Origin of the sequence: Hydrogenophaga sp. (genome assembly GCF_014773545.1) — a bacterium.
GTDB lineage: Bacteria > Pseudomonadota > Gammaproteobacteria > Burkholderiales > Burkholderiaceae_C > Hydrogenophaga.
In genome coordinates, this window is the sequence record NZ_SDDV01000001.1 from 294,649 (window position 1) to 307,380 (window position 12,732).

10 protein-coding genes and 2 pseudogenes are annotated in these 12,732 nt (G+C 62.9%); all 12 read left to right on the plus strand.

Annotated features, from left to right (window positions below):
- Positions 1-14 precede the first annotated feature (14 nt).
- The gene (locus tag EST26_RS01390; protein WP_291064754.1) at positions 15-1,430 is read left to right on the plus strand and encodes a bifunctional enoyl-CoA hydratase/phosphate acetyltransferase; all 1,416 of its coding nucleotides are present in this window, start codon (positions 15-17) and stop codon (positions 1,428-1,430) included.
- Positions 1,431-1,915: 485 nt separating this feature from the next.
- Positions 1,916-3,682 carry a DEAD/DEAH box helicase gene (locus tag EST26_RS01395; RefSeq protein ID WP_291064756.1) on the plus strand — a complete coding sequence of 589 codons (1,767 nt, stop codon included), beginning with the start codon at positions 1,916-1,918 and terminating at the stop codon, positions 3,680-3,682.
- Positions 3,683-3,824: 142 nt separating this feature from the next.
- Positions 3,825-4,730 carry a site-specific tyrosine recombinase XerD gene (gene xerD, locus EST26_RS01400; protein ID WP_291064827.1) on the plus strand — a complete coding sequence of 302 codons (906 nt, stop codon included), beginning with the start codon at positions 3,825-3,827 and terminating at the stop codon, positions 4,728-4,730.
- Between the two features lie 73 nt (positions 4,731-4,803).
- Positions 4,804-5,853: a DNA polymerase III subunit delta' gene (locus EST26_RS01405; RefSeq protein ID WP_291064758.1), complete on the plus strand. Its 1,050-nt coding sequence runs from the start codon at positions 4,804-4,806 to the stop codon at positions 5,851-5,853.
- Between the two features lie 117 nt (positions 5,854-5,970).
- Entirely contained in the window at positions 5,971-6,342 is a 372-nt protein-coding gene (locus EST26_RS01410; RefSeq protein WP_291064760.1) for a PilZ domain-containing protein, read from the plus strand.
- A 46-nt stretch (positions 6,343-6,388) separates the two neighbouring features.
- Positions 6,389-7,198, plus strand: coding sequence for a TatD family hydrolase (locus tag EST26_RS01415; protein WP_291064762.1), 810 nt, complete (start codon positions 6,389-6,391; stop codon positions 7,196-7,198).
- Between the two features lie 2 nt (positions 7,199-7,200).
- Entirely contained in the window at positions 7,201-7,905 is a 705-nt protein-coding gene (locus EST26_RS01420) for an ankyrin repeat domain-containing protein (RefSeq protein WP_291064764.1), read from the plus strand.
- A 217-nt stretch (positions 7,906-8,122) separates the two neighbouring features.
- A complete protein-coding gene (locus tag EST26_RS01425) occupies positions 8,123-8,611 on the plus strand; it encodes a tripartite tricarboxylate transporter TctB family protein (protein WP_291064766.1) in 489 nt (162 codons plus the stop codon).
- A gap of 15 nt (positions 8,612-8,626) precedes the next feature.
- On the plus strand, positions 8,627-10,138 hold the full coding sequence (locus EST26_RS01430) for a tripartite tricarboxylate transporter permease (RefSeq protein WP_291064767.1): 1,512 nt from the start codon (positions 8,627-8,629) through the stop codon (positions 10,136-10,138).
- 74 nt (positions 10,139-10,212) lie between these two features.
- Positions 10,213-10,382 (plus strand): annotated as a pseudogene (locus tag EST26_RS01435) (transposase); the annotation flags it as partial.
- Positions 10,383-10,852: 470 nt separating this feature from the next.
- Positions 10,853-10,996 (plus strand): annotated as a pseudogene (locus EST26_RS01440) (hypothetical protein); the annotation flags it as partial.
- A gap of 249 nt (positions 10,997-11,245) precedes the next feature.
- Entirely contained in the window at positions 11,246-12,577 is a 1,332-nt protein-coding gene (gene aceA, locus EST26_RS01445; protein ID WP_291064768.1) for an isocitrate lyase, read from the plus strand.
- Positions 12,578-12,732: the final 155 nt, after the last annotated feature.

The following is a 12,732-nucleotide window of genomic DNA, read 5'->3' on the forward strand; positions in this document are numbered from 1 at the left end:
AGCAAAGCCTTTATATGAATCTCTCCAGCGACTTGATTGAAAACCACACCTTTGACGAATTGCAGATCGGTCAGAGTGCGCGGCTGCTGCGCACCCTCACGAACGAGGATATTCGGGCTTTTGCCGCCGTCTCGGGCGATACCAACCCCGCGCACATGGACGCGGACTACGCCAACAACACCCGTTTTCATGGTGTCATTGCGCACGGGATGTGGAGCGGGGCCTTGATTTCGGCCCTGCTGGGCACCCAGTTTCCGGGCACCGGCACCATTTATCTGGCGCAGGCCTTGCACTTCGAGCGACCGGTTCGCATTGGCGACACGCTGACGGTGAGCGCGGTCGTCATTACAAAGGACGAAGCGAATAAGGCGGTCGAGCTGGCCTGCGAGGTAAATAACCAAAAAGGCGAGCGCGTGCTGCACGGCACGGCGCGCGTGTTGGCCCCGCGGCAAAAAATTCGCCTACCCAGAAGCAGCGTGCCACAGATTCAGTTGTTCGACCCGCAGGCCCGCTTCAACGAACTGCTGGCCCTCGGTCGCGCTCTGGCACCGGTGCGCTGTGCCGTGGTTCATCCCTGCGACCAAGGCTCACTCACCGGCGCCATCGATGCGGCCCGTCACGGTTTGCTGATTCCGGTCCTGATCGGTCCCGAATCCCGCATACGCGCCGTGGCCGAGCAGTTCGGCCTGGACTTGAACGACGTCGAAATCGTCGACGTGCTGCACAGCCATGCAGCGGCCGAACACGCGGCTGCACTCGCTGCCGATGCAGCCGTAGACGCGCTGATGAAGGGCAGCTTGCACACCGATGAATTGATTCGCGCCGTGCTGGCGCGCAAAGAGCTGCGCACCGGTCGGCGCATGTCGCACGTGTTTCGTTTCGATGTGCCGCTCTACAGCAAGCCGCTGCTGATCACAGATGCTGCGCTCAACATCCAGCCGACGCTGGCCGACAAAATCGACATTGTGCAAAACGCAATTGATTTTGCGCGCGTGCTGGGCGTGGTGCTGCCGCGCGTGGCCTTGCTGTCGGCGGTGGAGACCGTCAACCCCAATATTCCGTCCACCTTGGATGCTGCAGCGCTGTGCAAAATGGCCGCCCGCGGGCAAATCAGCGGGGGCATCCTGGATGGCCCGCTGGCTTTCGACAACGCCATTTCGGCCGAGGCGGCGACGATCAAAAACATCGACTCCCCAGTGGCGGGGCAGGCTGACGTGCTGATGGTGCCAGACTTGGAGAGCGGCAATATGCTGGCCAAGCAGCTCGAATACCTGGCGGGTGCCACCGGCGCCGGACTGGTGCTGGGTGCGCGCGTGCCGATCGCCCTGACCAGCCGCGCCGACGGGCCGATGGCGCGCGTCGCGTCGGCTTTGTTAACTCAGTTGGTGGCGCATCACGGTCGATCCAAGGGGTCGGAAGCGGTGCTCTGACGCACGGGCCAGCGGCGTCGTCAAAGCCGATCAAGCCCTTGCGGGGCGAGCAGACCCGGGGGCATCGGTGAGGGTCGGGTGCATTTGTTTTTTACGCAGAGTTTAAAACCATGCGATAATCAAGGGCTGCGCAGATTTCTGCGCTGAATTGTGCATCTGCCTCACACTCAGAGTCCTGATGCCGTCATGCAGATCGACGCCTTTAGGCGACTGGTTTTGCTTTAGACGGCCGCGGGCTTGAACGTCACCAGCCGCCGGCCGGTCTTTCAAGCTCAGCATTGATCTCCAGGGCCCACGCGCCGCCACGGCCAGACTTTTGTTCTGGACAGCAGCGCGCTTCGTTTGATGGTTGATGTTTTTGCCAACCACGAACGAAGCAGCGCTGACCCTGCGGCTCCGGCCATGCCCGGAAAAACCACCAGGTTCGGTTCCCGCTTTGCTCGTCCACGTGCGCGCCTTATCTTTGCGCACCAGGAAGATGGAACATGAACGACGCTTTTGAATCCGCCACCCTCGCCAACGACGATTTTTCTATCATCACCGACACCGACGCGGCGCTCGAGCCGCTGAACACGGCCGCGCCGGCGCCTGCGCAGCCCAATGGCTTTGAACGCCTGGGCTTGGCGCCCGAGTTGGTGCAAGCCTGCACCGACCTGGGCTATCAGCAACCCACCCCGGTGCAGAACAAGGTGGTGCCCAAGGCGCTGCTGAGCGAAGGCGCACAGCGCTACGCCGACTTGATGGTCTCGAGCCAGACTGGAAGCGGTAAAACCGCTGCATTTTTGCTGCCGGTGCTGCACACTTTGTTGCAGCAGCGTGCCCAAGAGCAGGCGCAAGAACGCACCGAGCGTGAACGCGCCGCCGCGCAAGCCCTGGCGCGCGGTGAGTCTGCACCCAAAGCACCCAAGCGCAAAGACCCGACCAGCGCGCGCAACTTCAAAGCCGCCACACCCGGCGCGCTGATTCTGTGCCCGACGCGCGAACTGGCGCAGCAGGTGGCGAATGACGCCATCGACTTGGTGCGCCACTGCCGTGGGCTGCGCATTGCCAACGTGGTCGGCGGCATGCCTTACCAGTTGCAGATTGCCAAGCTGCAAAACGCCGATTTGGTGGTTGCCACCCCTGGCCGCTTGCTCGATCTGCAGCGCTCGCAGCAGATCAAGCTCGACCGGGTGCAATTCCTGGTGGTCGACGAAGCCGACCGCATGCTCGACTTGGGTTTCTCCGACGATCTGGCCGAGGTCAACGAACTGACCAGCCAGCGCCGCCAGACCATGATGTTTTCCGCCACTTTTGCGCCGCGCATCCAGCAGCTCGCCCTGCGCGTGATGCACGACGGCGGCCAGCATGTGCAAAAAATTCAGATCGACAGTCCGCAAGAGCAGCACAGCAACATCGAGCAGCGCTTATTCTGGGCCGACAACGCGCAGCACAAGCGCGCGCTGCTGGATCATTGGCTGCGTGACGCCAGCATCAATCAAGCCATTGTGTTTTGCAGCACGCAAATTGAATGCGACGGTTTGGCCACCGATTTGCAACAGGTCGGTTTTGCTGCCGTGGCCTTGCACGGCGCACTCAGCCAGGGTATACGCAACCGCCGCTTGATGGCGCTGCGCGCCGGTCAGGTGCAAATTCTGGTGGCGACCGATGTCGCTGCGCGCGGCATCGACGTGCCTACCATCACCCACGTGTTCAATTTCGGCCTGCCGATGAAGGCCGAAGACTACACGCACCGCATCGGTCGCACGGGCCGCGCCGGGCGCGACGGTCTGGCCGTCACCTTGGCCGAGCTGCGCGATCGGCGCAAAATCAGCGACATCGAATCCTTCACGCGCCAGCGTATCGCGGTGCAAACCGTGCCCGGCATGGAGCCACGCCTGCGCATTCCACCGTCCGACCCCGTGGCCCGCGCTGGCGCGGGCGGGCGCTTCGCCGGCCGAACGAACGACCGTTTTGCCGAACGCCGCAGTGCGGCCCCGGCGCGTTTTGACGCCCGCCGTGACGCACCGCGCCCGGATCAGGGCCGCTTCGAGCCGCGCAGCGAGACCCGTTTTGACCCGCCCAGCGAACACCGTCCGGCCGCGCGCGGCTGGGCTGAGCGCAGCGGCCCGGCGGCGCGCCCGGCCACTCGGCCCAGCGGTTTTACCAGCTTGGGCCGCAGCGACAAGGGCGCCGAGCGCGGCAGCGATTTTCAGCCGCGCCGCAGCGAAGGCGGACACGCCCGTCCACAGGTGCGGCGCAGTCCACGCTGAGGCAGGCGGTGGTTTGGCTCGCGTGCGGCGCTTGAGCGGCGCCAACAGCCGTTGACCGTCGGCGTTTTACTTTCGCCCCAGGCTTGCCGTGCTGCCAGACCAAACGCCAGCGTCAACCGGCAGCGGGTCGGCGGATGCGTCCATGCTGGCGGCCAGCCAAGCCAGCGTGCAGGCCTTCATCGACTGTTTGTGGCTCGAAGAGGGCCTGGCGCGCAACACGCTCGACGCCTACCGGCGCGACCTGCTGCTGCTGAGCCAGTGGTTGGCCGCTCAGGGACGGCCCCTGGTCGACGCCTGCGAGCTCGATCTGAACCGGTACTTCGCCGAGCGCCACGCGCAGACTCGCGCCAGCAGCGCCAACCGCAGACTAACGGTGTTTCGGCGTTTTTTTCACTGGGCGCTGCGCGAGCGCTTCATTCACGCCGACCCGACGCTGCGCCTGCTGAGCGCGCGCGTCGCTTTGCGGGTGCCCAAGACGCTGAGCGAACGGCAGGTGCAAGCCCTGCTCGACGCGCCCGACTCCGCAACACCCATGGGTTTGCGCGACCGCGCCATGCTCGAGCTGATGTACGCCAGCGGACTGCGCGTGAGCGAACTGGTCGGGTTGAAAATCTTCCAACTCGTGCGCAGCGACCACTTGCTGCGCATTACCGGCAAAGGCGACAAAGAGCGGCTGCTGCCGTTTGGTCAGGTGGCCGCTCTGTGGCTGGATCGTTATCTGGAGCAGGCCCGGCCGGCGCTGTTGCTGGCCCGGCAAAGCCCGGACTTGTTTGTCGCCGCACGCGGCAGCAGCGCCGGGCACGCCATGACGCGGGTGCGGTTTTGGCAGATCGTCAAGCAACACGCGCTGGCGGCCGGCATCACGGCGCCGCTGTCGCCGCACACTTTGCGGCACGCTTTTGCCACTCACTTGCTCAACCACGGTGCCGATTTGCGTGCGGTGCAACTGCTGCTCGGGCACGCTGACATCTCCACCACCACCATCTACACCCACGTGGCACGCGAGCGGCTCAAAAACATCGTCGCCGCGCACCATCCCAGGGGTTGATGCGGGGCGACCGGTATTTCAGATAATCGACCGACTGGCCGCCAACGGCCTGACTCTGCCCCGGGAACCCCTTATGTCCGTTTCGCTTGCCAGCCCGCCGCCACTCGCACCCTGGCTGCTGCCGCAGCTTGCCAGCTTGCTGACGCAGCGCGGCCATGCGCTGCTGCTGTGCGGCCCCAGCGGTCTGGGTCAATACGAACTGGCGCTGGCGCTGGCGCGTGCCTGGTTGTGCGAGCGGCCCAGCGCGCACGGCGCCTGCGGCGTCTGCGGCAGTTGCCACGCGGTGGACGTGCGCACCCACGCCGACTTGTGCGTGCTGCTGCCAGAATCTTTGCACCTGAAGCTGGCTTGGCCGCTGGAGGAGAGCGCGCAAAAAGAGATCGACGATAAAAAACGCCAGCCCAGCAAGTGGATTCGGGTCGAGGCGGCGCGCTCAGTCATCCATTTCACCCAGTTCACCAGTGCCCGCGGCGGCACCCAGGTGGTGCTGGTGTATCCGGCCGAACGCATGAACCCGGAGTCGGCCAACACCTTGCTCAAAACGCTGGAAGAACCGCTGGGGCAGGTGCGCTTTGTGTTGGCCAGCGAAGCCGCGCACCAGTTGCTGCCCACCATACGCAGCCGCTGCCAGAGCCACGCCATGGTCTGGCCGCAGCCTGAGCAGGCGCTGAATTGGTTGCAGGCGCAGAGCCTGGCGCTGGGCAAAACCGCCGCCACGCGCGAGCAGGCCGCTGTATGGCTGCAAGCCGCCGGTGGTCGCCCCGACGATGCGCTGGCGTGGGCGCGCAGCGGCCTCGATGTCCCGACCTGGACACAACTGCCGCAAGCGCTGGCGCGCGGCGACTGGACTTTGCTGGCCGACTGGCCGCCGGTGCGTCAACTCGTCGTGCTGCAACAACTCTGCCACGATCTGATGGCGCTCGCTGCGGGCGGTGCGCCACGGTTTTTTCTGTCCACAGCACTGCCCGCTCCCCCGAGCTGGCGTGCGCTGGCCCAGTGGTCGCGCGACTTGATGGCGGCGGCGCGCACGGTCGAACACCCCTTCAACGCCGCTCTCATGCAAGAAGCCTGGGCGGCGCGCGCGCGCACGGTGTGGGAGCAGCCGCAGGGGCCAGATTTCTGAGAGCCCGAACCACTCCGTTCAGCGTTCAGGTCGAGACGCTGTGGCGGTTTGCACCTGTTTATGCCGTCGGGCGATCGATAAAAAATTTCGCGCTTTGACAAGCTACACTCTATTGCCATGAACGTCCCCCCTGCAGCCGCAGCCGGCGCGGCCCGTCCGAGCGTGATCCAGCTCTCCATCAAGGAGAAGGCCGGCTTGTACGCAGCCTACATTCCCTTGTTCGCCGACGGTGGCATTTTCTTTCCATCGAACCGCGAGCACCGCCTGGGTGACGACGTCTACGTGTTGCTGACCCTGCCCGAAGACCCGCAGCGCTATCCGGTGGCGGGAAAAGTGGCCTGGATCACGCCGGTCAAGTCACATGGAGGGCGCACCCAGGGGGTGGGCATCCGCTTTCCGGCGGACGAGAAATCGCGTCAGCTCAAGCGCAAGATCGAAGAAATTCTCGGCTCCAGCCTGGGCTCCGATCGCCCGACGCAAACCTTCTGAACTGGCGGATCTACTGGCGACGCCGTGCCCGTTGCGCCTTCCGAGCATGTTTACCGATTCGCATTGTCATCTGAGTTTTCCTGCATTGCGCGATCACTTGCCGGCGGTGCTGGCTGCCATGGCGCAGGCGCAGGTCGAGCGCGCGTTGTGCATTTGCACCACGCTGGAAGAATTCGACGCCGTTCATACCCTGGCGACGCAGCACGGCCATCTGTGGGCCACCGTCGGCGTTCACCCCGACATCGAGGACGTGCACGAGCCCTCGCTGGACGACTTGCTCGTGCGTGCGGCGCGCCCGCGCGTGGTCGGCATTGGCGAGACCGGGCTGGACTACTATCGGCTGGGCAGCCGCAGCGTGGCCGACATGGCCTGGCAGCGCGAGCGCTATCGCATTCACATTCGCGCTGCGCGCCGCAGCGGCCTGCCGCTGGTGATTCACAGCCGCAGTGCGGCGGCCGACACCTTGTCTATCCTGCGCGAAGAGGGCGGATTTGCCTCGCCTGCTGGTGCCGCTGCGGCCGTCGCGCGCGGGGTGTTTCACTGTTTCACCGAAACCGAGTCGGTCGCCCGCGCCGCGCTGGAGTTGGACTTCTACATTTCTTTCTCCGGCATTCTGACCTTTCGCAACGCCGCCGACCTGCGCGCAATTGCCGCTTTCGTGCCGCTGCAGCGCATCCTGATCGAGACCGACAGCCCTTACCTGGCTCCGGCGCCGCACCGAGGCAAGACCAACACGCCGGCCTATCTGCCTTACGTGGCGCAGCAGATCGCGCAGATCAAGGGGCTGACGCTGGAGCAGGTGGCAGACGCCACCAGCCGCAATTTTGAGCAATTGTTCGACCGGACAGGGGCCTGAACATGCACCTGAACATGCGCCAGATTCCCTTGGCGGCGGTCAGAAAACTGGTGGCTGTGTTGGTTTTTGTCGCCCTGTGCGGCGCGCAGATATCCGCTCGGGCAAGTTCATTGGACGAATTTTTCACCGCCATCCAACGCGATCGTCCCAGCGCCGTCACGGCCTTGGCGTTGCGTGGTTTTGACCTCAACACGCGCAACGCCGCTGGCGAGCCTGGTTTGTTGCTGGCGCTGCGGGCCGAGTCGTTTGCCGTCGCTGCCTTGTTGCTGGAGCATCCCGGCATCGACTTACAGGCGCGCAGTCCCAGCGGTGAGACCGCGCTGATGATGGCTGCGCTCAGAGGACATTTGCCGCTGGTGCGCCGCCTGATCGAGCGCGGGGCCGCCGTCAACCAGCCCGGTTGGACCGCGCTGCATTACGCCGCATCCAGTGATGCTCCGCAGAGCATCGATATCGTGCGCTTGTTGCTGGAGCAGCAAGCCTTGATAAACGCCGAGTCGCCCAACCGAAGCACGCCGCTGATGATGGCCGCCCTCTACGGTCAATCGTCGGTGGTGCAACTGTTGCTTATGCGAGGAGCCAACCCGTTGCTGAAAAATGAGCAGGGGCTGACGGCGATTGACTTCGCGCACCGGGCCGATCGCAGTTCGGTGGCCGAGCAGATTGCTGCTGCGGCGCGTGCGCGTCAGCCGCTGGGTCGCTGGTGAGCCGCCTATTGATCCGGCCCAGTGAAGTGGCAACTGTGCAGCATGAGCCCTTCGACAAGCCTGTCCTGAGCCTGTCCTGAGCTGGTCGAAGGGTCGAAGGGCTCAGCCCAAGCTGAGCTCAAGACTGCACCGGGCTGAACCGGTAGGTGTAAGCCACATGGGCTGCGTCTGCGGCAGCCGACAAAATACAGGCTGGGTCAAAACCAAGGAGATGCCCGTGCAACTGGCCAGTCAGAGAGATTTTTTCGCCGGACTGATGTTTACCGTGGTCGGTTTGGCGTTCGCGCTCGGGGCGACTCAATTCACCATCGGCAGCGCCGCCCGCATGGGGCCGGGCTATTTTCCGCTGCTGCTGGGGGTGCTGCTGGCATTGCTGGGCGCGCTCATCACGTTCAAGTCGTTCACCCATGGCTTGCCGGGCGGCGACAAGGTCGGCGCCTTTGCCTGGCGGCCGCTCGGTTTCGTGCTGCTGGGTAACCTGGCATTTGGCGCCCTGCTGGTCGGACTGCCATCCTGGGGTTTGCCCGCCATGGGCTTGCTAGTGGCTATTTTTGCGCTGGTATTCATTGTCGGCATGGCGCGCAAAAACCATTCGTTCAAAGAGTCGCTGTTGCTGGCTGTCGGTTTGTCCCTGGGCTGTTATCTGGCCTTTGTCTTTGCCCTCGATCTGCGCCTGCCGGTGTGGCCTGAGTTCCTGAGCGTCTGAGACTGGGTTGAAAAAATGGAATTGCTCGACAACCTGGCGCTCGGTTTTGGCGCGGCGCTGACCTTTGAAAACCTGCTGTTCGCTTTCATCGGCTGCCTGCTGGGCACGCTGATCGGCGTGCTGCCCGGTATCGGCCCAGTGGCCACCATTGCCATGCTGCTGCCGGTGACCTACGGTTTGCCGCCGCTGGCCGCGCTGATTATGCTGGCCGGCATTTTCTACGGTGCCCAGTACGGTGGCTCGACGACGGCGATCTTGGTCAATCTGCCGGGTGAATCGTCTTCGGTGGTCACGGTCATCGACGGCCATCAGATGGCGCTCAAGGGCCGGGCTGGTCCGGCGCTGGCGGCGGCTGGGTTGGGTTCGTTTTTTGCCGGTACCGTCGCCACCCTGGTGGTGGCTGCCTTTGCGCCGCCGTTGACCGAGATCGCGCTCAGCTTTGGCCCGGCCGAATATTTTTCGCTCATGCTGGTCGGTCTGATCGGCGCCGTCGTGCTGGCCTCGGGTTCGCTGCTCAAGGCGCTGGCGATGATCGTGCTCGGTTTGCTGCTCGGCCTGGTCGGCACCGACATCAATTCGGGTGTGGCCCGCTACACCTTTGATATTCCGGAGTTGACCGACGGCATCAGCTTCGTGGTGGTGGCCATGGGCGTTTTTGGTTACGCCGAAATCATTCATAACCTGTCACAACCCGAGGAAAACCGCGCGATCGTGCAGGGCAAGGTCAGCGGCATCATGCCAACCAGGCAAGACGTGAAAAGCATGGTGCCCGCCATGTTGCGCGGCACGGCGCTGGGTTCGGCGCTGGGTATCTTGCCGGGCGGCGGCGCGCTGCTGTCGGCCTTTGCCGCCTACACGATCGAGAAGAAAACCCGGCTGCGCCCGGGTGAGGTTCCGTTTGGCCAAGGCAATATTCGCGGCGTGGCCGCACCCGAGTCGGCCAATAACGCCGGCGCGCAAACTTCGTTCATCCCCCTGCTCACGCTGGGCATTCCGCCCAATGCCGTGATGGCCTTGATGGTGGGCGCCATGACGATTCACGGCATCCAGCCGGGTCCGCAGGTCATGAGCTCCAACCCCGAGCTGTTCTGGGGCCTGATTGCCTCCATGTGGATCGGAAACCTGATGTTGGTTGTGCTCAACTTGCCGCTGATCGGTCTGTGGGTCAAGCTGCTGGCGGTGCCGTACCGCTGGTTGTTCCCAGCCATTGTGCTGTTTTGTGCCATCGGCGTGTATTCGGTTAACAACAACAGCTTCGACATCTGGATGGTGGCGCTGTTTGGCTTGATCGGCTACATCTTCATCAAACTCGGGTGCGAGCCTGCCCCCTTGCTGTTGGGCTTCATTCTCGGCCCCATGATGGAAGAGTTTTTGCGCCGCGCCTTGCTGATCTCGCGTGGCGACTGGTCGGTGTTTGTCAGCCGCCCGATTTCGGCCACCTTGCTGCTGATCGCGGTCTTGCTGTTGATTGTCGTTTTATTGCCGTCCATCAGGAAAAAGCGGCAAGAGGCTTTTGTGGAAGATTGAACCGTTCTTATCCGGTTGTCACCCAAACCCACTACCGGTAGTGTGTTGAGCATCTGCGCTGACTTGGGGCGACCATGGTTATCGACGTGCTTGAGCGAGACGATCTGCCGTTTCCGCGCTCCCTGCCGGAGTTCCAGCGCCTCTTCCCTGACGGGGCGGCGTGCGCGGCTTACCTTGAGCGCGCACGATGGGGTGACGGGTCATCTGCCCTTGTTGTGGAACGTCCGGCGATCCTTATCGTTTCGCCAATCGGGATGGTCATCGCCACCGCAACGGCAGCCATGAGCCTCACCAATGTCGAAGACGCAACCCAACCACGCTAACGTACGGGCCACAAAGGCACCAATGGCTTACCGGTCATGTGTGGCGTGCCACTCAACGGTACATCAGATGAGCTCCAAGTTTCTTCGGCGCGAAGTCCGGGCGCGGCTGGCTGAATCGCTAACTTTCATGAATCCAGGCCGACGCCCCGGATGATGAAAGAAACTCAGGGGTGGAGGTGCTGGGGTAGACGCCGAGAAAATTCTTTGGGAGCTTGTATCCCGATAGCTAACTTGGCGCGCCTTCACCGACTCGTACCCCGAATTGACTCCATCGGTTTTACCGATGAGATCGCACGTTAAGACAGCACGCGCTCGAAACAACGGCCAGCTGCGACAGGGTACATAATCGCACGGAACTTGACAGATAGGCCCAATGGGAGAGGGCGGGGGTGGGGGCAGCCCCAGCCCACACCTGTCCCGGGCAGCAGGCTTCATGCGCTTTACCGGGCTGGAGCCGTCCGTCCTGTGCCCGATCTCCATGACCTGCGCGGTCACGCCCGCGCTCAAGGACAACCCCGCGCGAGTTTCTGCATGGAAAGAATCAATGTTCACAATGCGGAATGCATCGGCGTTGCGCTGCAAAGAAATTTCTCATGGCGACAGAAAAAAATTCCGAATGATGAAATTATTTTCCAGTTGCTTGTTTTCAAAGCAGAAAATTTTTGTCTTATATAAGACATAAGAGCTTTCAAAAGACATGGTCAAGACGTAAAGTGACTGCAGCAGCAGTGCCTGTGCAGAGCCCGGCGGCCTGTCCATTTTTTTAACCAGAAGGAGTCCACTCATGTCCCAATCTCTGACCGAACAACTCAGCCGTGCCCAACAGATCGAAGCCCTGGAAAAAGACTGGGCGACCAACCCGCGCTGGAAGGGTGTCAAGCGCGGCTACAGCGCCGCCGATGTGGTGCGTCTGCGCGGCAGCATGCAAATCGAGCACACGCTGGCCAAGCGCGGCGCTGAAAAGCTGTGGGACAAGGTCAACGGCGGCGCCAAGAAAGGCTACGTCAACGCCTTCGGCGCCATTACCGCCGGTCAGGCCATGCAGCAGGCCAAGGCCGGTCTGGAAGCGGTCTATCTGTCGGGCTGGCAGGTGGCGGCCGACGGCAACACCAGCGAAACCATGTACCCCGACCAGTCGCTCTACGCCTACGACTCGGTGCCGACCATGGTGCGCCGCATCAACAACACCTTCAAGCGCGCCGATGAAATTCAGTGGGGTCGTGGCATCGAACCGGGTTCGCCCGAGTTCATCGACTACTTTCTGCCCATCGTCGCCGACGCCGAAGCCGGTTTCGGCGGTGTGCTCAACGCTTTCGAGCTGATGAAGAACATGATCGCCGCCGGTGCCGCTGGCGTTCACTTCGAAGACCAATTGGCCGCCGTGAAGAAGTGCGGCCACATGGGTGGCAAGGTGCTGGTGCCGACGCAAGAAGCCTGCGAGAAGCTGATTTCTGCCCGCTTCGCCGCTGACGTCATGGGGGTGTCGACCATCGTGCTGGCGCGCACCGACGCCGAAGCCGCCAACCTGATCACCAGCGACCACGACGCCAACGACAAACCCTTCCTGACCGGTGAGCGCACGCAAGAAGGTTTCTTCCGGGTCAAGAACGGCCTGGAGCAGTCGATCAGCCGCGGCATCGCCTACGCGCCCTACGCCGATCTGGTGTGGTGCGAAACCGGCGTGCCCGACATCGGGTTTGCCCGCGAATTCGCCCAGGCCGTGCACGCCGCCTGCCCGGGCAAGCTGCTGTCGTACAACTGCTCGCCTTCCTTCAACTGGAAGAAAAACCTCAACGACTCGCAAATCGCGACGTTCCAGGAAGACCTGGCGGCACTGGGCTACAAGTACCAGTTCATCACACTGGCCGGCATTCACATCAACTGGTTCAACACCTTCCAGTTTGCCCACGCCTACGCCCGCGGCGAAGGCATGAAGCACTACGTCAACATGGTGCAAGAGCCGGAATTTGCCGCCCGCGAGAAGGGCTACACCTTCGTGTCGCACCAGCAAGAAGTCGGTGCCGGCTACTTTGACGACGTGACCACGGTGATTCAAGGCGGCTCGTCCTCCGTCAAAGCCCTGAGCGGCTCGACCGAAGAAGAGCAGTTCCACTGAGGCGCCGTGCCGGCGCCTGGCAACAGGTGCCGGTATCAGGCAGCGCAGGCAAGATCGGGCATTGCAAACCGGCAAGAAAACGGTTAGAATGCGCGCTTCACGACCAAATGGGCGGGTTATCACCGGCCCATTTTTTTTGGTTGAACGCTTTTATC

Bases quoted from the DNA above. Each gene is read 5' to 3' on its own strand.
- EST26_RS01430 (WP_291064767.1), top strand. From the start codon at position 8,627: ATGGAATTGCTCGACAACCTGGCGCTCGGTTTTGGCGCGGCGCTGACC.
- EST26_RS01405 (WP_291064758.1), top strand. From the start codon at position 4,804: ATGTCCGTTTCGCTTGCCAGCCCGCCGCCACTCGCACCCTGGCTGCTG.
- xerD (WP_291064827.1), top strand. From the start codon at position 3,825: ATGCTGGCGGCCAGCCAAGCCAGCGTGCAGGCCTTCATCGACTGTTTG.
- EST26_RS01415 (WP_291064762.1), top strand. From the start codon at position 6,389: ATGTTTACCGATTCGCATTGTCATCTGAGTTTTCCTGCATTGCGCGAT.
- EST26_RS01390 (WP_291064754.1), top strand. From the start codon at position 15: ATGAATCTCTCCAGCGACTTGATTGAAAACCACACCTTTGACGAATTG.
- EST26_RS01410 (WP_291064760.1), top strand. From the start codon at position 5,971: ATGAACGTCCCCCCTGCAGCCGCAGCCGGCGCGGCCCGTCCGAGCGTG.
- EST26_RS01420 (WP_291064764.1), top strand. From the start codon at position 7,201: ATGCACCTGAACATGCGCCAGATTCCCTTGGCGGCGGTCAGAAAACTG.
- aceA (WP_291064768.1), top strand. From the start codon at position 11,246: ATGTCCCAATCTCTGACCGAACAACTCAGCCGTGCCCAACAGATCGAA.
- EST26_RS01395 (WP_291064756.1), top strand. From the start codon at position 1,916: ATGAACGACGCTTTTGAATCCGCCACCCTCGCCAACGACGATTTTTCT.